This is a genomic window from Brachyspira hampsonii, assembly GCF_002214805.1.
GTDB lineage: Bacteria > Spirochaetota > Brachyspiria > Brachyspirales > Brachyspiraceae > Brachyspira > Brachyspira hampsonii.
The window spans coordinates 2,742,166-2,765,915 of record NZ_CP019914.1; the positions used below are offsets into that span (position 1 = coordinate 2,742,166).

Sequence of the window (23,750 nt, forward strand, 5' to 3'; positions counted from 1 at the left end):
TTTTATGAAAAATATTATACTTACTTTATTTCTTTCTCTGTTTTTTGTAAGCTGTTTAGATTATACACAATATGTAACTATAGATGAAGATAAGAATGTAACAGTTGTGGCAATAGTTACTATATCTAAATCTTTAATAGAATTAGCGGCCTATTCGGAAGGTTATGAAAATGGTGTTCCTGACTATTATTATGAAGAAATATTAAAAGATATGGAAAATGAAGCTAGAGGATCTTATCCTAGAAATTTTAAATTCAAGCATATAAATAATGACAATGAAATAGGGCTTTATGTAAATGGCATTATAAAAGAAAGAGATGTAACAGAAGATATAAATTCATTGCTGCCTATAAGAAATGGAAATAAATTTTTATTCATGCCTTTTAAAGATTATCAAAATACATCTGAATATAGGGAATATGAATCTATGTATAGTTCTATGAAAATGAAATTAATAGTTTCAAAAGATTATATACCTACAGTAAGTTCATGTTATCTTTCTTCTTATGATGATATAAAAGATGTTAATGTTTATGATTTAAAAGATGCATTTTTAATAGAAATACCTATATTCTCAGGTATAGACAGCCCTGTTTTATATATTGAATTATAATGAGAAATATTATTATTTTATATTGAACAATAAAAATAAATATTCATTATAATTGACAATTATTTATTATCGATTATAATAAAAATATTATGAGATTAGTATTAATATTATTTGTTTTTATCATATCCATATATGTTTTTCCTGCATTTTATATAATTCATCATTCATATCATCATAATCATCATTTAAATGCAGATTGCGAAACTTGTATGGAAATATTTTCTATAGTAAAAACTGTAAGTAAAATAGTAAAATTTCATAATATATATAATTCAGTAATAATATATTTATCTGTTTCATGCATATTTTTCTTAGGAACAAGAAAAAAGATATTTTACTTGAATAATAGTCCTATTAAGTTAAAGGTAAAACTTACAAATTGATTTTATGTCCTTTATTATTTTTAATACATTACTATTATAATTTTTTAATATAAAGGATTTTTTATTATGATAAAGAAAATATTAATTTTAATTTTTATTATATCCGTATTATCTATTTCATGTAATACTAATAAGTCATCAAATGATGCTGATACAAACAAAGAAAACAATAAAATAAAAGTTGTAACTACAATATTTCCAATATATGATTTTACCAGAAATATAGCCGGAGATAATGTGAATTTACAAATGATAATAAAACCAGGTATAGAAATTCATTCATTTAATACTACACCTGCAGATGTTATAGATATACAAAATGCTGATGTATTTATTTATATAGGCGGTGAAAGTGAAGAGTGGGCTGAAAAAGTTGTATCTTCTATGGATACTAATGGGAAAAAAATAATTAGACTTATAGATTATGTAAAAGCATTAGATGAAGAAATTGTAGAAGGTATGGAGCATGATGAAGATCATGATCATGAAGAAGAAGCAAATCATAATGAACATGAAAATGCTGCTGAAGAAAGTCATACACATGAAGGCATTTATGATGAACATATATGGACTTCTCCTAAAAATGCAGAATTAATGGTTAGTGCAATATGCAATGCTTTGTCTGAAATTGATTCTGATAATGCTGACATATATAAATCAAATGCTGATAAATATAATCAGGAATTAACCGTTTTAGATAATGAAATAAGAAATGCAGTAAATTCCTCTAAAAGAAAAAATATAGTATTCGGAGATAGATTTCCATTTAGATATTTGGCAGAAGAATATGGATTGGAATATAGAGCACCTTTTAACGGCTGCAGCAGTCAGGTTGATGCTAGTCCGAAAACTATTGCCTATTTGATAAATTATATCAAGGATAATAATATACCTTATTTGTATTATATAGAATTAAGCAATGAAAAAATAGCAAATACATTGATTGAGCAGACAGGGGCAAAAAAATTGAAACTTCATTCAGGACAAAATGTAAGTAAAGAAGAATTTGATTCAGGTGTTACATATTTATCTATAATGAGGGATAATTTAGAGAGTTTGAAAAAAGGCTTAAATTAATATGAAAGGGTGAAAAATTGATGTTGAATATTAAAGATTTATCAGTATTTTATGACAATAATGAGGTATTATCCAATATCAATTTTTCTTTATGCAAAGGAGATTACCTTTCAATAATAGGCGAAAATGGTTCAGGCAAAACTACTTTAATAAAAACTATACTAGGACTAATTAAGCCTAAAAAAGGTACTATTTCTTTTGATATTATAAAGAAAAATGAAGTAGGATATCTGCCGCAGCAGGGAATAGTACAGAAATCATTTCCGGCAAGTGTATTTGAAGTTGTGATTTCTGGGAGATTAAATAAGAAGAAGTTTCTTCCTTTCTATACTTCTAAAGATAAAAAAATAACTTTGGATAATTTGAAAAAACTTAATATAGAAAATTTAAAAAATAAGTCATATAAAGATTTATCAGGAGGACAGCAGCAGAGGGTAGCATTGGCTAGGGCATTATGTTCTGCTAAAGAATTATTAATACTTGATGAGCCTTCTACAGGGCTTGATCCAATAGCTACTGCTGATTTATATAATTTAATAAAAAAATTGAATGATGAGGTAACTATTATAATGGTTTCTCATGATATATCGAATGCAGTTAAATATTCTAATAAGATACTTCATATAAATAAAAATATTCTTTTCTTTGGAAGTACAGAGGACTATATAAAAACAGATATATATAAAAGAATATCAGGGGAGGATATGAGATGATTGCTTTGATTCAGGAACTTTTTTCATATACCTTCATTGTGAGGGCAGTTATAGTTGGTATATTGGTATCATTATGTGCTGCACTTTTAGGCGTTAATTTGGTTTTAAAAAGATATTCTATGATAGGTATTGGTCTTTCTAATGTAGGATTTGGGGCTTTATCTCTTTCACTTATGTTTGGATTTTCTACGCTTCAGCTTTCAATACCTATAGTTGCTATAGCTTCAATACTGCTTTTAAGGTTAAGCGAAAACAGTAAAATAAAAGGAGATGCTGCTATTGCTTTAATATCAAGCGTATCTTTGGCGGTCGGTATTATTGCCATTACTGTGAAAACAGGTATAAATACAGATGTATGTAATTATATGTTTGGAAGTATACTTGCTATGAGCAAAAGCGATGTTTATATAAGTATTGCTGTAAGTATTGTAGTTATAGTGCTTTATGTTCTTTTTTATAATAAGATATTTTTGGTAACATTCGATGAAAATTTTGCCCGTGCGGTTGGAATAAATGCCGAATTTTATAATATGCTTATATCTATACTCACTTCTTTGATTATAGTATTAGGTATGAGAATGATGGGTGCTATGCTTATATCAAGTTTGATAATATTTCCGGCACTTACTTCTATGCGTGTATTTAATACTTTTAAGAGTGTAGTAATTTCATCGGCTGTATTATCTGTATTTTGCTTTTTTATAGGCATAATAGCTTCTTTTCAGCTTGAATATCCTACAGGGGCATGTATTGTTATGGTGAATTTGGCCATGCTTTTAATATTTTCCATTGTAGGAAGGTTTATAAGATTAGGTGTAAAATAAAAAAGGAGGAATATTTTATGAAAAAAGTATTATTTTTATTTTTTGTATTATTGGCATTTTCTTCTTGTTCAAAAAAAGAATACAATGATGGTTGGTTTAATATAGAAAAAAATTATGTTGATATACCAAAGAAAAAATATGACTATAGCAGTATTCAAAGCAGGTCTTCTGATAATTCAGCAGATAATAATGATCTTAAACAGGATAAAATAGATACATCAAATTTGGATATGAATAATATCATAGAAATAAAAGAGAGAATGTTTATAAATCAATGCAATGATGTTTATTTGAATCCTGAAGATTATAGGGGCAAATTAATAAAATTAGAAGGCATATATGACGGATTTACGGATGAGGATACGGGAGAGAAACTTAATTTTGTATTCAGATATGGTCCGGGCTGCTGCGGATATGATGGTGTTGCGGGTTTTGAATTTGATTATAAAGGCAATATACCTAATCCTCAGGATTGGATAGAGGTTGTAGGAGTTGTAGAAATATTAGAGATAGACAATTATGAGACTGTAAGACTTAATGCTATAAGTTTGAATGTTTTAGACAAGAGAGGAAAAGAATTCGTAGCTAATTAATTTTTGACAATATCGTATTTATATTTTATAAACCATGTTGCGGACAGGATAATAAAGAATATATTATCCTGTCCATTTTTTATTAGTTTATAATTATTTCCAAAAAGCTCCCACTCTTTTTTTTACATTTTCTTTTAAATCATAATAGTAAAGAGCAATATCATAAACATGGTAAACACCTTTTTCAAAAATTCCTCCTCCTCTTACATAAAAGTCATCAGGATTTATAGTGCTGCATTTTACAACACCTCTTGCCTTATCAATTTTGGCATCGGCTATTTTTGAAGGTTTTCCTGCATTTGTAACTATGTTGGATTTAGGGTTTCCATAATTATGTGCTATATTTGCACCTAAACTCTGTTCTTTTGCGGCTAGAGTTTCATCTAATGTCCAAGATATAGGATTTATTGAAATAGCCCCTTCAAGAAGTGTAGGGTTATATCCATTAAAATCAGGAGCTTCTGTATTATAAGAAATTATTACTCCTGTATCATATTCTCCGTTTGCAAATCTCAAATGAGGATTTTCATCTAAGTCTTTCTTTGTAACTGAATATCCGAATATATAGGCTGCTATCATTCTGTTCTTTAAATTTTCATTTGTTTTGAAATAGTCAATTAATATTTGTTTTATCATCATAGCCCCTTGAGAATGCCCTGCTAATATAAACGGTTTTCCATTATTATAATTTTTAATATAATAATCGAATGCTGCTATTGCATCTTCTTTTGGTGAAGAATAAAAATACTTATCCTGTTCTTCTTTACTAATATTATTATTTGTATTCATCAAGTATAAAGCATCAGCCTGTCTGTAAAACGGAGCATACACATTTGCTGTTTCTTCAAATATTCCTGTTTGTTCAAGCATAGAATTGGTAACGGTTTTTCTCATAGGTTCATAGTCTATAGGACATACTATACTGTCATTTGAATTTGCTCTGCTCCATGTTGTAGGATATAGATAAAATACATCTGCTTCATTTGATGTTGAAGGGATATTAAGCCAATTATTTTTGTCTGAATAATCTGTTAGTTTTATTTCTGCTGCGGTATTATTGTTATTTGCTGTGCAGCTTAGAATTATAATACTTGATAAAATAGTAATAAAAATTTTTATCATTTTAATTCCTCTCATTATTTTTTAATAAGAGAAATATTATAATGTATAAAAATTAAAATCAATAATAATTTTTTATTGCTGCTAATATTACTAATAGGAATTATATATTAATCATATTATAACTTTTTAGTGAATTTATTGCTGGCAGTAATTAGTGATAAAATATATTAACTTTTCCAGATGTAAAAGTTGCAAAAGTACATATATAAAAAATTATATAATAATATAAAATTGTAAATAATTAAATTTAAAAAAGTTTTTTTATTCACACACTTTATATTTTACGAATAAAGTTCTTAATTTTTCATTTATTCAGCTTTAATTACTATAAGTTATTTCTTTTCCTATAAAGCTGTCTGTGAATTTGCCATTATCATATACTATATTTCCGCGTACTATAGTAGTTAAAACTTTGCCTCCTCTTTGAAAACCTATATAAGGAGACCAGCCTGCTTTAGTGATTATATCTTTTTCTTCTATTTCTGAATGGTCATTTAAATCTATTATTACTAAATCAGCATCATAATTTTCTTTTAATAAGCCTTTATCTTTCATAGAGAAAATTTCTGCAGCTTTTTCACTCATAATTTTTGTAAGCAGTTTTAAATCTATAGTATTGTCATTAACTTTTTTAAGCATCAATTCAAGCGAATGTTCAACAGAAGGAACGCCGAATGTAAGTTTTTCTAATTTTTCACTTATCAAATGAGGAGCATGATCTGTTCCTATTGTATCTATAGTACCATCTGATATCGCTTTCCATAATGCTTTATTATCTGATTTTTCTCTTAATTCAGGCTTCATTCTAAGGAGCATTTTATTTCTATCATTTTTATTTACATCTTCAGTATTTAAAAATAAATGATGAGGAGTAGCCTCTCCATAAATTATCATTCCTGAATCTTTTGCTTTTTTTAATGATTCAATTTCGCTTTCTAGTGATAAATGGCATAAGTATAACGGAGTATTAGTATTTTTTGCTATTTTTATTGCCTTATCAACCATTTTATCTTCTGCATGAACTGTAACTATTTTTGAAACTTCAAATAACTTTTCTAATATTTTATCATCTTCTACAAGCATATTTCCTGTAGAAGCATTAAAGAAAATTTTTGTTGATGCTGCATCATTAATAATATTTTTTATATCATTGCTGTTATCTGCTTTGCTTCCTCCGAAATGAAATCCGTAATCCACATAAGATTTTCCAATAATCATAGATTTTTTTGCAATGAGATTTTCTCTTGAAATAGTATTTGGTACAGTATTAGGCATATCCAAAAATACTGTAATTCCTCCTCTTGCACATGCTTTGCTTCCGGAATTAAAATCTTCTTTATGAGTGAGTCCGGGATCTCTCATATGTGTATGCGGATCTATTATTCCTGAAATCACATAATTGTAATTAGCATCTATTATATCATCTACTTTATTATCAGATATATATTTTTTAAAGTTATTATCAGAATCTATATTTTTTATTTTTCCATTTTCTATTATTATAGAAACTATTTTTTCATTGTTTGGTATTTTAGCATTTTTGATTATCATAATTTACCTTAATAATTTATTTACCTATTTCTCTATTGCAGTAATAACAGAAATCTCCGTATCCCTTCTTCACAACTCTATTTTTTGTCTCTTCAAAATGTGTAACGCATTTATTATTTGGACAAACTATTTCTTTATTTTCTACAACCTCATAATTCATTTCTTTTCTTTTTACCTTAGATTTTATAACATCTGTAGCCAAAGCCATCATAGCCATTCTTGTAGGCACTCCGTTTCTAGCCTGTATAAAATATTTAGCATATTTGGTATCATCTAAATCTATATTAATTTCATCAACTCTTGGAAGAGGGTGAAGTATTATCATATCCTCTTTACATTTTCCTATAATATCGTCTTTTGATATTCTAAATGCATTTTTTACTTCTTCATATTCATTAATATCATCAAATCTTTCTTTTTGTATTCTAGTCATATATAGGCAGTCTATTTCTTTTAATACTTCTTCATAATTACTAAGTTTTTTATATTTAATTTTGGCATTATCCAATTCTTTTAATACATAATCCGGTATTTGTATAACATCCGGAGATATAAAATAAAACTCTCCATTAAACATCATTAATCCATCTACTAGAGAGTGAACAGTTCTTCCGTATCTTGTATCTCCTACAAAAGCGATTTTTTTATTTTCTATAGTTCCTAATTCTTCTCTTAATGTGTATAAATCCAACAGAGTTTGACTAGGGTGTTCATTGGCACCGTCTCCGGCATTTATAATAGGACAGTTTGTAACTTCTTCAGCAAATTTAGCAGCTCCGTCAATACTATGTCTCATGACTATAATATCTGAATATGCAGAAACCATAATTATGGTGTCTCTTAAAGATTCTCCTTTTTTTACGGAACTTTGTTCTGGGTTATCAAATCCTAATTCTTTGCATCCTAATCTGTAAGCTGCTGATGTGAATGATAATCTTGTCCTAGTAGAAGGCTCAAAGAATATGCTGGTCATTATCATTCCGTCCATAATTTTTCTTCTTTCTCTACTATCAGTGTTATCTAACTCCTTAGCTACATCTAATACTTCAATAACTTCCTCTTTTGATAACTCTTTGATAGATATAAAGTTCCTCATTATTTCTCCCTTAAAAAATAGTTAATAGTTTTGTTGAAATTCGGCATAAAAAAAAGGAATAAAATTGTTAAAGATAACAACTTTATTCCTTTTAAAAAATTTCAAATTCGTAAATTTAAATAAACAAATAAAATAGGTGTGTAAATAAAAAATTATCCTGTGCTTAAGAAACATATTTTTCATTTTTTATCCTGTTCTTTACAAATTGAACGGATTATATCATGTATATAAAAAAAATCAAGTATAAATTTATAATTTATATATTTTTGGTATATTGAAATAAAATGTTTTATAGTTATAATTGAATTTATAAGTTTAATTTTAGGGCTGTATATGTACTTAGAATCTATTAATACTCCTTCTGATATAAAGAAATTGAATATAGAAGAATTAAAATTATTATCTTCAGAGATAAGAGAATTTTTAATAAATAATGTATCAAAAACGGGAGGACATTTAGGCAGTAATTTAGGAGTAGTAGATTTAACTTTGGTACTGCATTATTTATTCGATTCTCCTAAAGATGCTTTTATATTTGATGTAGGGCATCAATCATATACTCATAAGATTATTACAGGAAGAAAAGATAAATTTAATACTTTAAGAACTTACGGCGGTATATCAGGTTTTCCTAAAAGAATAGAATCAGAGCATGATATTGAAGAAACAGGACATTCATCTACTTCATTGTCATTTGCTTACGGTCTTGCTTGTTCAAAAGAAATTTTAGGACTTAGAGGCGATGTTATAGCTATTATTGGAGACGGTGCTATGACAGGCGGAATGGCTTTGGAAGCTATGAATAATATTGCAAATACAAATACAGATATAATAATTGTTTTGAATAATAATGAAATGTCTATAGGTAAAAATATAGGTGCTGTATCTAAATTTTTGAATACTACTTTAAATGATAGTTTAGTTCAGGAAGCATCAGAGAAAGTTAGAGGGCTTGTATCAACATTGCCTTTTGGAGATATTGCCAATGAATTTATAGATAGAGGAAAAGGTGCAATAAGGACTTTTGTTGCTCCGGGAATTGCTTTTAGAGAAATGGGATTTAAATATTTCGGACCTGTTGACGGACATAATTTTGAAGATTTAATCAGTACTTTTCAGAAAGTAAAATCAATAAGAGGTCCTAGATTAGTTCAGGTTAATACTATTAAAGGTAAAGGATATAAAATAGCAGAAGAAAATCCTGCTAAATTTCATGGCATAGCTCCTTTCAATATAGAAACAGGAGAATTGAAAAATAAATCCTCTTCAAAAACTTTTTCTAATCTGGCAGGCGAATGCATAATAAAAGCAGCTGAAGAAAATAAAAATATTGTTGCTATAACTGCGGCTATGGAATCAGGTACAGGTTTGACTGAATATGCCAAACTTTTTAAAGACAGATTCTTTGATGTAGGAATAGCAGAGCAGCATGCTATAACTTTTGCCGTAGGGCTTTCTGAAAATGGTATAATACCTTTTGTATGCTTGTATTCTACATTCCTGCAAAGAGGATATGATCAGGTTATACATGATATTGGGATAATGAATGCTAATGTTAAACTTATGATAGATAGGGCAGGTCTTGTTCCTGAGGACGGAGATACTCATCAGGGTGTATTTGATGTATCTTTTTTAAGAATCATACCTAATATAACAATTATGGCTCCGGTTGGAGAAAAAGATTTTGGGGACATGGTAAAAAAATGTATAGAATATAAAGGTCCTACAGTGATGAGGTATAATAAAGCATCTGTAAGAGAATTGAAAAAAAATATTGTATCTGATAATTTTGAAATAGGAAAGGCACATATTGTAAGAGAGTATAATAAACAAAAAAATCTTATAATCAGTTATGGTCCTACACTTATTGATATAGCTGATGCTGCTGATGAACTTAATTTTGATTGTTCAATATTGAATCTTTCTACTTTAAAGCCTCTTGATGAGGAAACTATTTTAAATATGATTAGAAAGGCTGATAAAGTTTTAATAATAGAAGAAAGTGTGAAAAAAGGCGGAATTGGAAGTGAGGTATTGGAATTAATGTCTGATAATGAAGTATATAAAAGTGTAAAAATTCATGCTTTGCCTGATAAATTTTTTGAAGTTGCTTCAAGAAATGAGCTTTTACAAATTTATAAATTGGATAAAGACGGCATAAAAGAAATTATTAAAAGTTATTTTTAAATTATTATAGTTTGATTCTTTTTATTTCTTTTAAATATTCTATGAATATGTCTGTAATTATAGGATCAAGCATTATCTCTTTTTCCAAGAAATTTTCTGTCATAAAAGAAATAGCTTCTTTTGGAGTTTTATTCATACTCATTGTAAGAGTATCATAAACATCAATTACTTCAAGCATTTTTGCAGGAAGATATGTAAGACTTTGCAATGTTAATATATCTTTATAATCATAAGATACTATGTATTCTATTTTATGATTAGGGTTTCTTCTTAATACTGCTTTATATAATTCTGTAAAAAGTCCGTATCCATGACTATAATATTCATGATGAAGAGATACAGTCAAAGCAACACCCTCATTACCACGCATAAAATATTTAGCAAAACCATAGTCTTTTATGGAATGATTATCTTTTTCTTCGCTTTGTATTGGTATATAATCTTTGGGTTTATCCAAAGAAATATCATGCATTAATACTCCTATAGCAATTTCTGAAATAGTGCTGTTTTCTATTTTTCTTACACCAAATTTTACATTTGAATCTAATGTATTGGGATTGTTTAAATTATATCTTTTATATATCCTTTCTGAGAATTTATAATATGTTTTTTTGAAGTCAATTCTCATTTTATTTGCTGCACCTTTGTTAAGTTTTTCATTAAAAAAGGAGGTTGCTTCAATTATCATAAAAAATATTCTTAGGCAGTGACCTATTATATTATTAGTTTTTAAAGCGTAAAAATTATCGAATATATTATTTGTTTCATATTCTTTTGTATATATTATCATCGCTATTTCTGATATTAGAATCTGAAGTATTTTAGATAAATTATTTATATCATAATCATCATTTCTTAATGTATTATTTTCTTTATCTTTTAAATAATTAATATATTGTATTCTTAATACAAAACTTATTTCTATAAGCATTTTACATATAAGTTCTGCGGTTTCTGCATCTAAAAAGTTTTTACGGTAAGAAACTAATTTTGCTATATACTGTCTCATATAAGCTGCAGTTTCTTTATTGGACATATTTATTATATTTTCTAATATATCCTCTTCTTTTTTAGCTATTTCTTTATCAGATGAAATACAATATTGGAATCTTTTATAAAATTCTGTTGTTTTACTGTTCAATTTTCTAACTCTTTAAATATTTCATTAATAGTATATCGGAATTATTTTTATATATTTAAAAATTATCTTTTTGTTTCATTAGTAATAATGAATGTAGTTCTATTTTCATTGGTATTACCTACATAATCTATAGTTTCTGATGCAGTATTGGTTTCAGTACTTACTTGATTTTTTATATTACTAATATCTATTTTTTCAGAGACAACGGTTTCAACATAAGGCATTGAAGTTATTTCATTTATAGTGTTAGTTAAATCTTGATTTAATTCTATATCTTTTATAGATAGTTTATTGGAATTATCTATATTAGCTTCCATAAATTGATTAACTTTAGTACCATTGATTTCCCCATCTCCATATAAGAACTGTGCTTTTGTGCTTCCATTAGTATATGTAACAGCTGCTATACCAGATACTTTAATATTAGCATTTGAAGTAGAAACTATAATAGAGTCCGGTTTGGCATTAGATGAAGCTGCAATTAAAAAATCTCCTTTATTTAAATGGAGTTTTGTATTTCCTGTTTTATCATAAGATTCATCTATATTTAGTGATGAGTTTCCTTTAACTTTAAATATATTATTGCTTTCTAAATATGAAGTTAAAGAAGAATCATTTTCTGTGGAGATATTATCTTTGCTGAATAATAAATCGCCGTTTTGTGCCGGTTTTACTACAGCTTTTTGAGAAGATATTTTCACTCTTCCTTTGACATCTACAACTTTCATATATTGATTAGTCTTGTAAGCTGACTGCAAAGAGAAAGCCATAGAAAGCATTAGCAGCATAGAAATAATTTTTTTATTCAACATAAATAAAACTCCATAAAAATACATATTATATTATTAATATTATCGGTATTAAAAAAATTATCAATACTGTTTTTTATTACTGTATATGTATTTTTACAGGAGGGCTTTTTATAGTTTCTCCTTCCTCCGTTTTTGCTTCTATATAAAAAGTATAATCTCCTTGTTTTAGATTCCATCTTATATATTCTTTTTTCAAATCATTGATATTTGCTATTATTTCTTTGTTGCAGTATAAATTAGCACTTACAACATTTTTAGGTATGTATGATGATATGAATATATTTTGATATTCTATAGGGAGAGTTGAATCTATTTTATATACGGAATTATCTGTAGGCTCTTTTATTGAAAGCCTTTCTTTTATATTATTTATGCTGCTATCAGTTTTTATTTCTGATGAAGCATAATGAGCATTTATATTGTTTACATTCATTTGAACGCTGTCAGCTGAATTTAAATCAAAGCTATTCTCCTGATTTATACTTTCTAAATTACTGTTCTGATTATTATTTTTCATTCTATTATATGCATATATATTATTAACTTTTGTCCATTCTGAATTAGGACGCTCTATTTGCTGCTCTCTTATCCAGCCGTTATATTCATTAGGAAGATTAATAAAAACTTTTTCTGTAACAGAACCGTCAGAGTTTGTTTTTATATATAAGTTATGAACATCGCATTCTTCTTTTGGTACATTTATATGAGAAAACTCCTCGATTCGGCTTTCTTTGCAGAAATCTCCTCTAAGTTTTCCGCTTATAAGGCATATTTCTCTTTTTACTATAGTGTCTGGTTTATCCCATTTAGTTTCTTTCTGACTTTTATTAAGCATAGTAAATAAATCATAAAGTATAGGCACAGCACCATTTCCGCCTGTTATATTAATCATCTCGCTTCCTGCAAAGTCTCCAAGCCAAATACCAACTATATAATCTTTAGTGTATCCTACAGCCCATGCATCTCTTGATCCTTTTGATGTTCCTGTTTTTATTGCTATAGAAAACGGATATACTATTCCTTTATAGCTTCTAAAAGATCCCATTCTTGCATTTCTGTCAGAGAGTATGCTTGTTATTAAATATGCACTTTCTTCTGATATAACTTTTCTAGTTGTTTTTTTAGGAAGTGTTATAACTTCACCGTTTGCTTTCTTTAATGAAGTTATAGAATAATTATTTATAAATGTGCCAGAGTTTGGGAATATTGTATATGCAGAGGCTAAGTCTATTAAACGAACTTCAGCACTTCCAAGCACTAAAGAATATCCGTAATAGTCTGGATTTTTATCTATAGAACTTAATCCGGATTTTAAAAGTATATTCTGAAAATCTTTTATACTGTATCTTGCAAGCCATTTAACAGCAGGTATATTAAGAGAATTGGCTAATGCATCTCTTATAGTAACGGGACCTCTATATTTATGGTCAAAGTTTTCCGGTATATAATCTCCTCCAGGTGAATTAATATAAGTTTTAATATCGGCTATAACAGAAGCAGGGGATTCTCCCTTATCAAATATATAAGCATACATGAAAGGTTTCAATGTACTTCCAGCCTGTCTTAATGCGGTTGCTCCGTTTACTGCACCATGAGTTTCTGCATCAAAGTAGTCCATAGAGCCTATCATTGAAAGCACTTCTCCTGTTTTTGCATTAAGTATCACGCATGAAATATTTCGTACATTAAAAGTATGAAGCGACTGACTTGAATTGCTTATTACCAAAACAGCTTCCTTTTGCATATTATAGTCTAATGTAGTTCTTAATTCTGTTACACCTGTATATTTTAACTGTTCAAGTGATTCTCTAGCATACATTGTAAAATGAGGAGCTTTAAAAGTATATTTATCTTTATCATTATATATATTTAATTTTTCATTAATACTTTTATTATAATCTTCTTCTGTGATGAAATTATTATTTTTCATCTCTCCTAATACATATATTCTTCTTGATTTTAATCTCTCTTCATATTTATAAGGATTGAACTTTGTACCAGACTTTATTATAGAAGCTAGCATTGCAGATTCATTATTATTTAAATTATTAACTTTTTTATGAAAGTACAAATCACTTGCAGCCCCAACACCATAGCAGTTGTTTCCAAAAAATACTCTATTTAAATATTCAGTGAGTATTTCTTCTTTTGTGAGATTTTTTTCTAGTCTTACGGCATCAAGTGCTTCATAGAATTTATTAATATATGTTCTTTCACGAGGAATTATACTTTTAGCTAGCTGCTGAGTAATTGTACTCCCTCCTGAAACTACTTTTCCGCTTATTAAGTTTGATAAAAATGCCCTTATTATAGCCTTGTAGTCTATACCGTTGTGGTTAAAGAAGTTTTTATCCTCTGCACTTACTACAGCATTAATCAAATTTGTTGATAAGTCTTCATATTTTACCTCTTCAAAAAATCCTCCATGCTTTGGAAATATAGTTGATATTAGTATTGAGTTTCTGTCATATATTTTTAAAGCTCTTTCTTCATTTAGGGATAACTCATCTTTTGAGAATGGCTTGTTTATATATTCCTTACAATGTTTATAAAAATTATAGCCTTTTGGTATAAATATAATTGAAACTATTATTATAGATAATAATAAAGTGTATATTATAGTTAATGCCGTTCTTCTAATGATTTTTTCCATAATAAAAGTATTCTATAATAAAAAAATAATTAGTCAAATTATATTAAATAGGGATTAATTGTGTTTATATATTTTTTCTGCTTTTGTATGTAAAATTAGATGTATATTATTATGTAAACAAAATATATTATAATGTTTTAATACATAATTAAAAGTATAATAAATATGGCTATGTAAAATTAATAAATTATATACAGAATATAGAAAATATTTAATCATAAATTAATTCATTTTATTATAGTACTTAAATGCAATATTTATGGCTATTTTTAGAGTTTATGATAAAATACCTAATTTTTATTTATTAAAAAATATTAAAAAATTATATTATTTTCTTGACTGTTATTTTATTCATTGTATTATAAATACAATACTGTTAGGCAGATATGATTATGAATATAGATAAAATCTTAAATAATTGTCAGGCGGCTATAAAATATGAGTTTAGAAATAAATCTTATTTGTTGGAGGCTATAACTCATAGAACTTATGCTAATGAATCAAAAAAGAAAATGAAATATAATCAGAGATTGGAATTTTTAGGCGACTCTGTACTTTCTCTTGTCATTTCAGATTATCTATTTAAAAAATATAACAGCAGTAAAGAGGGTGTATTATCCAAGGTAAAATCTTCTTTAGTATCTCAAAAGAGTTTGGCTGATATTTCAAAAGAGCTTAAACTTGGCGATTTTCTGCTTTTAGGGCATGGGGAAGAAGCTTCAGGAGGCAGGTATAGAGATAATATGCTTGAAGATTTATTTGAGGCTATAGTCGGAGCGATATATTTGGATTCCGGTATTACAAGTGCATACAAATTTGTTATGCGTGCATATAAAGAAAGACTTGGTAATTTGGATATTGAAAATTTTGACAAAGATTATAAAACTATATTTCAAGAACTTATACAAAAAAAACATAAAACTAGCCCTATATATAAATCTTATGAGTATTATGATGATAATAATCATGAGATGTTCAAAGCTGAAGTTTTTGTAAATGATAAAAATTTTGCTTTGGGTATAGGTAAAAGCAAGAAAGAAGCAGAAACTAATGCTGCAAAAAAAGCATTGGATAAAATAGAGATGGCAAGTATATCTATTAAAAAAATAAGCAGATTAAAAAAAATATGATTATTAGTTATTAGTAAATAAGGAAAACTTTATGAATAAAATTAATATAGCTCCTTCAATACTTACAGCATCTTTCTCAAATCTAGAGAATGCTGTAAAAGAACTTGAAGAAGCTGGAAGCGATTATCTTCATTTGGATATAATGGACGGAGTATTTGTTCCGCAGATAACATTCGGAGCTAAAATAGTTTCTGATATAAAAAAAATAAGCAGTATTCCTCTTGATGTTCATCTTATGATAGTAAATCCTGAAAAGCATATTGATGATTTTGCAAAAGCTGGTGCTGATATTATAAGCGTTCATTTTGAGGGTAATATTCATATACATAGATTAATTTATCAAATCAAAGCACATAATATCAAAGCTGGTATTGTACTTAATCCTCATACTAGAGTAGATGTAGTAGAACCTATTATAGATGATATTGATTATTTGCTTATAATGAGCGTAAATCCTGGATTCGGCGGACAAAAATTTATTGAGTCATCTATAAAAAAAATAGAAGAAGCTAAAAAATTAATAGGAAATAGAGATATAATTCTTGCAGTTGACGGCGGAGTTAATATTAATACTTGTAATAGGGTAGTTGAGGCAGGTGCAAATTTCCTTGTGGCTGGAAGTGCCATAATTGACAGCGACAATAAAAAAGATACTATTAAAAAACTTAGAGGAAATTAATTTTAAAAATATAAAAATGGCAGAAACATAAAAATATAAAGACAATTATCTGAAATATTATTGTTTGAAATATATAGAAGTAAGAAAAAGCATAGCTTATAAAGATAGTTTTCTTGGTATGTTATTATTGTATTTTTATATAATTTTATTAATTTCTACAAAATAAAAAAATATGTTTTTTCAGCACAATAATAATTTTATAATCAATTATTTTATGAAAATCCCTTTTTAATAATATATTAACATAATTATTTTTTATTGAAGCAAGTCTAATATACAAATAAATATAAGATTTAATTTTTTATAAATATTTGAAGTTAATATATTGAAAATATTTTTATTAAATTTTATTATTGCATCTAAAAAAATTATATTGGATATATTTATGTCAAATAATAATAAATCTATTTTACTAGCTTCAGCTGCATATATAATGTGGGGGCTTCTTCCTCTTTATTGGAAATCTGTTCAGAATTTTGATTCTGCTTTTGTTTTAGGAATTAGAGTTATAACTACTTTTGTATTTACTTTGATAATTATTATATATAAAAAAGCAAATTTATACAGAGGAGCTAAGCCTTTAATATCTATAATAATAGCGGGTATTTTTTTAGGGTTAAATTGGTATTTATATATTTATACTGTTAATTCTGGGCATGTTCTTGAAGCGGGGCTTGCTTATTATATAGCACCTATTTTAAGTATATTAATCGGTATTATAGTTTTTAGAGAGAAAAAAACAGCATTAGAATATTCGGCAATTATTTTAATGTTTATTGGTATGATATATCAAACAATCACCCTTGGAAAACCGCCTGTAATGGCTTTTTTTATAGGGCTTACTTTTTCAATATATGGTTTATTCAAAAAGATAACTATATATTCAGGTTGGGAGAGTTTATTTTTAGAAACATTAGCGATACTTATACCGTCAATAATTTTAAGTAAAATATATTTCCCGGCATCTTCTCAGCCTATTCATACTTGGATTGCTTTAATGTTTGCAGGGATTGCTACGGGAATACCTTTGTATTTATATGCTAAGGCAGCAAAGAATCTTCAGGTTTCTACTTTAGGTTTTCTTCAGTTTTTTGTACCTTTATTTGCTACTTTGCTTGCAATTTTTGTTTATAAAGAAGAAGTTAATTTGAATAGGGCTATTACTTTAGCTATAATAATATTGGCAGCGGTTCTTTATGCTGTGTCCATATTTAAAAATTCTGCTAATAAAAATAATTAAATATTATAATTATTTCAAAACTGCTTTATGAAATTATAATTTTATATTTTATTGTTATTGATACGCACGGTAAATAGATTTTTATTTTAATATAGTTAATAATTCAATTTATATTATTAACTAGTTTTTTATTATTCGTGCGGTTTATATTCTAAAACTTTAAATAACACTTGGGTGGGTATGCTTTTTTAGTTAAGGTATATAAGAAAAATAATGCTAAAATATGAAAATAGATCAATAAGACTATAGGGTGGGGAGTTATAATAAAATTAAAAAAATTATTTAGAATTCCCGCCCCAATTTTTCTTAGCAATAATAAGTAATATTTTTAATTAAACAATATGCTGATTATTTTTCTATTCTTTTTCTGAAATATCTTGATAAATCTACAGGTGTTTCTTCAAGCCAAGATGACATAATGCATTCATATTTACCTTTGCTTTTACTTAATTTGTAAATTTGATATTCAACTCTTTCATTACTTCCGCCTACTATCTCTCTTGATTCTACAAGCATTTCATATATTCCGTCTCCGTCAATATCTTCAAAAATATTATCCATTTGAGTGATGACAGAGCTTTTCATAGAATTAATTTCTTTATATAAAACTACATCAGCAATAAATTTTATACTAGCCCCATCTATTCTAAACATATACATATATATGTCTCTGTCCTGTCCGTCATCATTTATGATATAGTATTTTATTATTCCAATTTCATTTTTTTTATCATAAAAATTTTCTAAATCTATAGCAGCATTTTTTCCTAGCCTGTCTGTTTTATATGAAAATTCTTCATTATCTTTATTGTATATAGATATTTTATCTCCCTGAGCAGAAGACATTAAAGCTATAAATTCATTACCTTCTTTAGGAAGAACATCTGCAATAACTATAGAATATACTTTATATCCTTTGCTTTGAAGCTCAGATTTTAATTTTTCAGCCTGACTATATTCAGCATTATTTATGTTATCGCTTTTATAATAAACAATTTCTCCATTGTTTGAAAGATTAAATAAACTCTGCACATCAATAGAATAAAGCGGCATAGTTAATATTAGTAAAGTTATAATTGATAATATTTTTTTCATAATTTCCTATCCATTTATTATTTATAAGTTTTTATATCAACAAATTCTATTTCAGAATTAACTTTTCCGTCAGAACTTTTATATTTAATTGTTTTAGGCAAAGTGTATTCATCTATTTCCTGATACGAAATATTTACATCATATATTCTAGAGTTTTTATTATAATATTCAGCTCTTTCTATTATATAATTTTCTTTGTTTACTGTATAAGTTACACTATAGGCATCATTTTCTCCTTTAGCTCTCAAAGTTATTTTGTATTCATCCTTTTTATCTTCTATATTTTCAAATGTGAATTTTTTGGATATAGAACTATAGGTATTATTATTTCCAACTAAAGTATAAAATCCAATAGTTTCCAAAGCTCCTTCAAATACAGAAAACATGTTTCTATAAAAACTATCCACATTTTCAAGTATTATTGTAGGCTTATATCCTTTTTCAAAAGTAAATCTTAATTTTATATCATCTTTAGTTTTTGCATAACTTTTTGCTGGAATAGTATCTATTTGTCTTTGTACTATTTTTCCGTCTATATATGCTTCAAATTTTCTAGGGTACATTTCTGAATATTTTTCTTTCATCTTTTCGTATATATCCTGAAAATTTGCCTCTTGTGAATATGTGTAGCTATATGCACTGCATATTATAATCATTATTAATATTATTTTTTTCATACTTTTATCATTTTCGTAATATTTTTAATTAGCAATAATAAAAAATAATTTGATTTTTTTATAAAAATTGAAATTTTCCTATTATTATTACTAAGTTAATCTTATTATATTAAAGCTATTCATACATTAAAATCTTGACTTTAATCTTAAAGTTTGTTATACTCTTAATATAAAAAATATAATTTATGGTAAGTATTTATGAGCGAAGAACAAAATGAACAATTGTCAGAAACAGGTATATATTGTGCCAATTGCAGATATTGTGTTTTATTCAGAAAAGTAAGCGGTATAGATGGTAATCAATATTTGCTAAGAGTAAAATGTGCACAGGAACAATGGCGTAAAAAACTTGGCGAAGAAAAAATGTACAAGTATTTTACAGTAGCTAGGAGAACTGTGGAAAAATGCGATGACTATAAGGAAATGGGTGATTTAAGAAGTTTCCTTAAGACTTTGCGTAAGAGTTTACCTGTACGTGATGAAGTATATACTATAAAGAAATAATGGATTTTTAGTGAAAAAAGATTTTATTTTTTTAGCGGCGGTTGTTTTTTTATTGATTTCATGTGCTTCAGCTGTTAAAATTTCTGTAGAGGAAGAACAATATCCTAAAATAATAGCTGAAAAAGGATATACTGAATTCGGTAATAAAAATTATAAAACTGCTATAGCCTATTATCAGTACATAATAGATAATTTTGATAGAGAAAATTATGCTAAAGATGTTGCTTGGGCTTATTATGAAATAGGTTTTTGCTATTATTATCAAAAAAAGTATGAAGAAGCTTTAGAATATTTTGATATAGTCTTGAATAATTTTACGGTTTTACCTCCTAAAATTTTAGCTCAAAAGGTTATTCAGGATATTTATGAAGAAAAACCTAAATTAAGACCTCAGGAAATTATTGAAGAGGAAGTAGAAATTATTGAAGAAAATATAGACTCATGAAAAAAGAAATTAGTATTACTAAGAGTATTATATTAAGTTTTCTCTTACTTAGTATTTTAAGTATATTTATTATACTTTTTGTATATATATTGTACAGCAGGGGAGAGGGGGAAGATTATGCTCTTTCTACTTATGTTCTCTCTAGTTTGATATTTTTTAAAAGCTATATACCGTATGTAATAGCATTATCAGTCTATTTATCATTTTTTAAAGCTAAATATTTATATCAGGAAAGTATATCAAAGGTTATAGCTTATCCTATAGGATTGATTGTTTTACTTGTTTGTTTTTATGCTGTATATGATTATTCTTTTACAAATATGTTTATTTCCAAGCTGAAAGAATACAACAGTATTAGAGATGCAAAAATATATTATGAATATGAATTAAAATTAAAAAATGAAGCCTATGAATCAGCAAAAGAACAATTGATGGCAGGAAATTTGGATGCTGCATCTAGTTTGGCAGAAGAAGCTTTGTTTTATGATAATAATGACGGAAATACTCTTTTGCTCATTAAGTCTATACAAAAAGAAAAAATGACTAAAGAGGCTGAACTTTATAAAGAAAAATTTAATAACATAACTAATTTAATGAGTTTAGGTACTAGAGAGTTCAGTTTATCTAATTATAATTCAGCAAGTAAATATTTTAGTCAGGTATTAGAATTGGATAATAATAATCCTATGGCATTATACTATATGAATAGAATTAATATAGCGATGAATAGAAAACCTCTGTACTATGGTAATCTTACTCCTCAGGAAGCATCTATATACGCTAAATTGTCAGAAACTATTGATATGTATGAAAGCGGATATTTATGGATAGCTTATGAAAATATTTCTAAGCTTTATTTGAATTATCCTAATATAGCGGAAATAAATAATTATTATTCTATTATAAGAGATGCTATAACTAGATATAATTTCTTTATTAAAGAAGCCCAGGAGATTAGAGAGGCATATATTGATAATACGGATTTATTGAAAAATTCTTCTTCTTTCAGTCATAATGGTATAAATTTAATGCTAAGTAAAAATGTTTTACTCTCTTCAGCATCTAGTGCAATGTTTAAAAATAGTTTATATATGTTTGATATTTCACTTATGGAATTAGATGATGAATTGAAAATTGTAAGATGCGATAATTTTCTATACGGAAAAATAGCTGATTCTTTTAATTCTACAAATAATACTAAAAATATAATATTAAAGGCATATTTTGATACTAACAAGAATGAATATATATACAATGATGCTGTCAGCAAAGTTATTCCTATTAATATATCATATAGTACATTAGATATTATTAAGAATTATACTTCTATAAATTTAAAATATGTTAATTTATTGGAGCTTTTTACTTTAAGAAAAGAAATTCAAAAAATTGGATATTCAGATAAGGATATTAATTTTGAACTTTTAGTTAAGAATATAGAACCTATAGCTTATTTATTATTATTTATGATAATAGCATATTATTCATTCAGATTCAGACTTGCCGCATCTACTGATAAATTCCATTTCTACAATAGGATTACAGGTGTTTTAGGTACATTATTATTTGTTACGGTTTATAAAGTTTTAATAAATTATCTTGCAATGTTAATGTTAATGGCATCTCATATAACAATTAGTGTTATTATTGCTGTTTTTGTATTTGCATTCCTTATCCTATATGTTATATTCCAAATGGCCAGAATTCCTAGAGATGTTAGATAATTTATATTCAAAAAGAGAAGTTACAGAATATTTGAAATGCAAGTCTATATTTCCTAATAAAAATAGAGGTCAGAATTTCCTATGCGATAAAAATATAGCATATAATATCGCAAATACAATACCAAGTAATTTATCAAGATCTAAATATGCATTAGAAATAGGCGGAGGGCTTGGATCTTTAACCAATATGCTTTATTCTATATATAAAGATAATCTTACTATAGTAGAATATGATAATGCTTTATACAATCATTTAATAGAGAAGTTTAATGATATTAAGATAATACATAAAGATATATTAACATTTAATATACCATATTCAGAAAATAAATATGATATATATGGAAACATACCATACAATATAGCAAGTCCTATAATAGAATGGCTTTTATATGAATCTTATGATAAATGGAACTATGCTGTATTTATGGTTCAAAGTGATTTTGCACAGAGACTTATAGCAAAAGAAAATACTGAGAATTATTCTTCTTTAACTTTATTTGCGAATTTTATGTCTGATATTAAATTGGAATTTAATGTTTCAAAAGATGTGTTTTATCCTATTCCAAAGGTTACTTCATCAGTTATAAGCATTATACCAAAAAAAGCTGATATTAATATAATTGAAGTATTTAAATCTGTTTCAAAAACTCTATTTCATAATAGAAGAAAAACTATACGAAATAATTTTATTAATTCTCCATATTTGAATATAAATAAAGCATATATTGATGAAATATTTAATAATGCAAATATTGACGGCAATATAAGAGGCGAAACTTTAGATATAAATAAAGTTATAGAACTTTCTAATATAGTAAAGGAATATATTTAATTATTGGTATTAGAAGAATCTAAAATTCTAACAGATTTAATAATATTTTCTATTTCTTTATCATCTTTTTTACTGTTGGCATTATACATACATATTATTTGAAGCAATCCATTTTCATGAACCATTGAAAAAGATTTATGATAAGTTTTATTAGGACCATAGTAAAAACTAAGTAAAATTTTATAAGAATTGCTTGAGCCTTCTACAAGTCCTTCATTAACTATTTCAAATTCTTTAATAAATTGATTGTTTCTTAATCCATTTACTATATCATTTCTCGCTTTTTCTAAAGTTATAGTTCCATTATATATAGGCTTATATTTTGTATATACAACAGTATATATAGCCGTATTTCTTTCTACTCCATAAGATTCATTGAATTCCACTGTATTATCAATAGCAACTGTCCCATCTAAAAATCCTACTTTAAAATCTTCCGGAACATCTACTGCTATATCTGTTAGAGTTATAGTTTTAGTTCTTTGACCGCATGAAGAAAATAATAATAAAAAAGAAATTATTATCAGGGTATTAATTAATTTTTTAAATAACTTATCCATATTAATATTATATATCATATTATATATTTTTAAAGTATAAATTATAATATATTGATTTTTTTTATAAAAATGAAAAATTATTTTTAATTATTGAAT

At 26.6% G+C, this 23,750-nt stretch carries 23 protein-coding genes; 14 read left to right on the plus strand and 9 right to left on the minus strand.

The annotated features are described in order from the left end of the window. Positions 1-4 precede the first annotated feature (4 nt). The 6 genes from BHAMNSH16_RS12070 to BHAMNSH16_RS12095 all read left to right on the plus strand — a co-directional run bounded on the left by BHAMNSH16_RS12070 (position 5) and on the right by BHAMNSH16_RS12095 (position 4,203). Positions 5-613, plus strand: a complete 609-nt coding sequence (locus BHAMNSH16_RS12070; RefSeq protein WP_008727457.1) for a hypothetical protein — start codon at positions 5-7, stop codon at positions 611-613. Positions 614-702: 89 nt separating this feature from the next. After that, on the plus strand, positions 703-996 hold the full coding sequence (locus BHAMNSH16_RS12075; RefSeq protein ID WP_069731521.1) for a hypothetical protein: 294 nt from the start codon (positions 703-705) through the stop codon (positions 994-996). A 66-nt stretch (positions 997-1,062) separates the two neighbouring features. Beyond that, a complete protein-coding gene (locus BHAMNSH16_RS12080) occupies positions 1,063-2,073 on the plus strand; it encodes a metal ABC transporter substrate-binding protein (protein ID WP_069731522.1) in 1,011 nt (336 codons plus the stop codon). Between the two features lie 20 nt (positions 2,074-2,093). After that, on the plus strand, positions 2,094-2,786 hold the full coding sequence (locus BHAMNSH16_RS12085) for a metal ABC transporter ATP-binding protein (protein WP_008727283.1): 693 nt from the start codon (positions 2,094-2,096) through the stop codon (positions 2,784-2,786). Continuing rightward, positions 2,783-3,610 carry a metal ABC transporter permease gene (locus BHAMNSH16_RS12090; protein ID WP_008727284.1) on the plus strand — a complete coding sequence of 276 codons (828 nt, stop codon included), beginning with the start codon at positions 2,783-2,785 and terminating at the stop codon, positions 3,608-3,610. Before BHAMNSH16_RS12085 ends, BHAMNSH16_RS12090 begins: the two co-directional genes overlap by 4 nt. A 17-nt stretch (positions 3,611-3,627) precedes the next feature. After that, on the plus strand, positions 3,628-4,203 hold the full coding sequence (locus BHAMNSH16_RS12095) for a TIGR03943 family putative permease subunit (RefSeq protein WP_069731523.1): 576 nt from the start codon (positions 3,628-3,630) through the stop codon (positions 4,201-4,203). A 93-nt stretch (positions 4,204-4,296) separates the two neighbouring features. Here the strand turns inward: BHAMNSH16_RS12095 and BHAMNSH16_RS12100 are convergent, their stop codons facing one another. The 3 genes from BHAMNSH16_RS12100 to pyrB all read right to left on the minus strand — a co-directional run bounded on the left by BHAMNSH16_RS12100 (position 4,297) and on the right by pyrB (position 7,972). Beyond that, positions 4,297-5,325, minus strand: coding sequence for a DUF3089 domain-containing protein (locus BHAMNSH16_RS12100; RefSeq protein ID WP_069731524.1), 1,029 nt, complete (start codon positions 5,323-5,325; stop codon positions 4,297-4,299). A gap of 318 nt (positions 5,326-5,643) precedes the next feature. Continuing rightward, on the minus strand, positions 5,644-6,876 hold the full coding sequence (locus tag BHAMNSH16_RS12105) for a dihydroorotase (protein WP_008727289.1): 1,233 nt from the start codon (positions 6,874-6,876) through the stop codon (positions 5,644-5,646). A gap of 16 nt (positions 6,877-6,892) precedes the next feature. Then, a complete protein-coding gene (pyrB, locus tag BHAMNSH16_RS12110; RefSeq protein ID WP_008727290.1) occupies positions 6,893-7,972 on the minus strand; it encodes an aspartate carbamoyltransferase in 1,080 nt (359 codons plus the stop codon). 333 nt (positions 7,973-8,305) lie between these two features. Between pyrB and dxs the strand changes: the two genes are divergently transcribed. Further along, positions 8,306-10,159, plus strand: coding sequence for a 1-deoxy-D-xylulose-5-phosphate synthase (gene dxs / locus BHAMNSH16_RS12115; protein ID WP_069731525.1), 1,854 nt, complete (start codon positions 8,306-8,308; stop codon positions 10,157-10,159). A 4-nt stretch (positions 10,160-10,163) separates the two neighbouring features. Here the strand turns inward: dxs and BHAMNSH16_RS12120 are convergent, their stop codons facing one another. From BHAMNSH16_RS12120 to pbpC, 3 genes are all read right to left on the minus strand, one after another. After that, positions 10,164-11,300, minus strand: coding sequence for an HD-GYP domain-containing protein (locus BHAMNSH16_RS12120; protein WP_069731526.1), 1,137 nt, complete (start codon positions 11,298-11,300; stop codon positions 10,164-10,166). Between the two features lie 62 nt (positions 11,301-11,362). Then, positions 11,363-12,112, minus strand: a complete 750-nt coding sequence (locus tag BHAMNSH16_RS12125; protein ID WP_008729385.1) for a FecR domain-containing protein — start codon at positions 12,110-12,112, stop codon at positions 11,363-11,365. Positions 12,113-12,188: 76 nt separating this feature from the next. Further along, on the minus strand, positions 12,189-14,765 hold the full coding sequence (gene pbpC, locus BHAMNSH16_RS12130) for a penicillin-binding protein 1C (protein ID WP_069731527.1): 2,577 nt from the start codon (positions 14,763-14,765) through the stop codon (positions 12,189-12,191). A 392-nt stretch (positions 14,766-15,157) separates the two neighbouring features. Between pbpC and rnc the strand changes: the two genes are divergently transcribed. From rnc to rarD, 3 genes are all read left to right on the plus strand, one after another. Next, the gene (gene rnc, locus BHAMNSH16_RS12135; RefSeq protein ID WP_008729387.1) at positions 15,158-15,895 is read left to right on the plus strand and encodes a ribonuclease III; all 738 of its coding nucleotides are present in this window, start codon (positions 15,158-15,160) and stop codon (positions 15,893-15,895) included. Between the two features lie 31 nt (positions 15,896-15,926). Then, a complete protein-coding gene (gene rpe / locus BHAMNSH16_RS12140) occupies positions 15,927-16,574 on the plus strand; it encodes a ribulose-phosphate 3-epimerase (protein WP_008729388.1) in 648 nt (215 codons plus the stop codon). 385 nt (positions 16,575-16,959) lie between these two features. Then, a complete protein-coding gene (gene rarD / locus BHAMNSH16_RS12145) occupies positions 16,960-17,814 on the plus strand; it encodes an EamA family transporter RarD (protein ID WP_008729389.1) in 855 nt (284 codons plus the stop codon). A gap of 348 nt (positions 17,815-18,162) precedes the next feature. On the opposite strand, the gene BHAMNSH16_RS12150 is transcribed toward rarD, so the two are convergent. Beyond that, the gene (locus tag BHAMNSH16_RS12150) at positions 18,163-18,909 is read right to left on the minus strand and encodes a hypothetical protein (protein ID WP_008729391.1); all 747 of its coding nucleotides are present in this window, start codon (positions 18,907-18,909) and stop codon (positions 18,163-18,165) included. Positions 18,910-18,926: 17 nt separating this feature from the next. Next, on the minus strand, positions 18,927-19,586 hold the full coding sequence (locus tag BHAMNSH16_RS12155; RefSeq protein WP_069731528.1) for a hypothetical protein: 660 nt from the start codon (positions 19,584-19,586) through the stop codon (positions 18,927-18,929). Positions 19,587-19,784: 198 nt separating this feature from the next. Between BHAMNSH16_RS12155 and BHAMNSH16_RS12160 the strand changes: the two genes are divergently transcribed. The 4 genes from BHAMNSH16_RS12160 to rsmA are packed head-to-tail and all read left to right on the plus strand — an operon-like array spanning position 19,785 to position 23,094. Continuing rightward, complete coding sequence (locus BHAMNSH16_RS12160) at positions 19,785-20,090, plus strand: hypothetical protein (protein WP_008724720.1); 306 nt, start codon at positions 19,785-19,787, stop codon at positions 20,088-20,090. A 10-nt stretch (positions 20,091-20,100) separates the two neighbouring features. Beyond that, on the plus strand, positions 20,101-20,535 hold the full coding sequence (locus BHAMNSH16_RS12165; RefSeq protein WP_008726993.1) for a tetratricopeptide repeat protein: 435 nt from the start codon (positions 20,101-20,103) through the stop codon (positions 20,533-20,535). Then, on the plus strand, positions 20,532-22,259 hold the full coding sequence (locus BHAMNSH16_RS12170) for a tetratricopeptide repeat protein (protein ID WP_069731529.1): 1,728 nt from the start codon (positions 20,532-20,534) through the stop codon (positions 22,257-22,259). Before BHAMNSH16_RS12165 ends, BHAMNSH16_RS12170 begins: the two co-directional genes overlap by 4 nt. Next, a complete protein-coding gene (gene rsmA / locus BHAMNSH16_RS12175; protein ID WP_069731530.1) occupies positions 22,249-23,094 on the plus strand; it encodes a 16S rRNA (adenine(1518)-N(6)/adenine(1519)-N(6))-dimethyltransferase RsmA in 846 nt (281 codons plus the stop codon). The genes BHAMNSH16_RS12170 and rsmA overlap by 11 nt, the downstream gene beginning before the upstream one ends. Here the strand turns inward: rsmA and BHAMNSH16_RS12180 are convergent. Continuing rightward, the gene (locus tag BHAMNSH16_RS12180; protein WP_241033618.1) at positions 23,091-23,654 is read right to left on the minus strand and encodes a hypothetical protein; all 564 of its coding nucleotides are present in this window, start codon (positions 23,652-23,654) and stop codon (positions 23,091-23,093) included. The genes rsmA and BHAMNSH16_RS12180 overlap by 4 nt on opposite strands. Positions 23,655-23,750 lie beyond the last annotated feature (96 nt).

Excerpts from the sequence above, each read along its gene's own strand:
- BHAMNSH16_RS12070 (WP_008727457.1), top strand. The coding sequence starts at position 5 with ATGAAAAATATTATACTTACTTTATTTCTTTCTCTGTTTTTTGTAAGC.
- BHAMNSH16_RS12075 (WP_069731521.1), top strand. The coding sequence starts at position 703 with ATGAGATTAGTATTAATATTATTTGTTTTTATCATATCCATATATGTT.
- BHAMNSH16_RS12080 (WP_069731522.1), top strand. The coding sequence starts at position 1,063 with ATGATAAAGAAAATATTAATTTTAATTTTTATTATATCCGTATTATCT.
- BHAMNSH16_RS12085 (WP_008727283.1), top strand. The coding sequence starts at position 2,094 with ATGTTGAATATTAAAGATTTATCAGTATTTTATGACAATAATGAGGTA.
- BHAMNSH16_RS12090 (WP_008727284.1), top strand. The coding sequence starts at position 2,783 with ATGATTGCTTTGATTCAGGAACTTTTTTCATATACCTTCATTGTGAGG.
- BHAMNSH16_RS12095 (WP_069731523.1), top strand. The coding sequence starts at position 3,628 with ATGAAAAAAGTATTATTTTTATTTTTTGTATTATTGGCATTTTCTTCT.
- BHAMNSH16_RS12100 (WP_069731524.1), bottom strand. The coding sequence starts at position 5,325 with ATGATAAAAATTTTTATTACTATTTTATCAAGTATTATAATTCTAAGC.
- BHAMNSH16_RS12105 (WP_008727289.1), bottom strand. The coding sequence starts at position 6,876 with ATGATAATCAAAAATGCTAAAATACCAAACAATGAAAAAATAGTTTCT.
- pyrB (WP_008727290.1), bottom strand. The coding sequence starts at position 7,972 with ATGAGGAACTTTATATCTATCAAAGAGTTATCAAAAGAGGAAGTTATT.
- dxs (WP_069731525.1), top strand. The coding sequence starts at position 8,306 with ATGTACTTAGAATCTATTAATACTCCTTCTGATATAAAGAAATTGAAT.
- BHAMNSH16_RS12125 (WP_008729385.1), bottom strand. The coding sequence starts at position 12,112 with ATGTTGAATAAAAAAATTATTTCTATGCTGCTAATGCTTTCTATGGCT.
- pbpC (WP_069731527.1), bottom strand. The coding sequence starts at position 14,765 with ATGGAAAAAATCATTAGAAGAACGGCATTAACTATAATATACACTTTA.
- rnc (WP_008729387.1), top strand. The coding sequence starts at position 15,158 with ATGAATATAGATAAAATCTTAAATAATTGTCAGGCGGCTATAAAATAT.
- rpe (WP_008729388.1), top strand. The coding sequence starts at position 15,927 with ATGAATAAAATTAATATAGCTCCTTCAATACTTACAGCATCTTTCTCA.
- rarD (WP_008729389.1), top strand. The coding sequence starts at position 16,960 with ATGTCAAATAATAATAAATCTATTTTACTAGCTTCAGCTGCATATATA.
- BHAMNSH16_RS12150 (WP_008729391.1), bottom strand. The coding sequence starts at position 18,909 with ATGAAAAAAATATTATCAATTATAACTTTACTAATATTAACTATGCCG.
- BHAMNSH16_RS12155 (WP_069731528.1), bottom strand. The coding sequence starts at position 19,586 with ATGAAAAAAATAATATTAATAATGATTATAATATGCAGTGCATATAGC.
- BHAMNSH16_RS12160 (WP_008724720.1), top strand. The coding sequence starts at position 19,785 with ATGAGCGAAGAACAAAATGAACAATTGTCAGAAACAGGTATATATTGT.
- BHAMNSH16_RS12170 (WP_069731529.1), top strand. The coding sequence starts at position 20,532 with ATGAAAAAAGAAATTAGTATTACTAAGAGTATTATATTAAGTTTTCTC.
- rsmA (WP_069731530.1), top strand. The coding sequence starts at position 22,249 with ATGTTAGATAATTTATATTCAAAAAGAGAAGTTACAGAATATTTGAAA.
- BHAMNSH16_RS12180 (WP_241033618.1), bottom strand. The coding sequence starts at position 23,654 with ATGGATAAGTTATTTAAAAAATTAATTAATACCCTGATAATAATTTCT.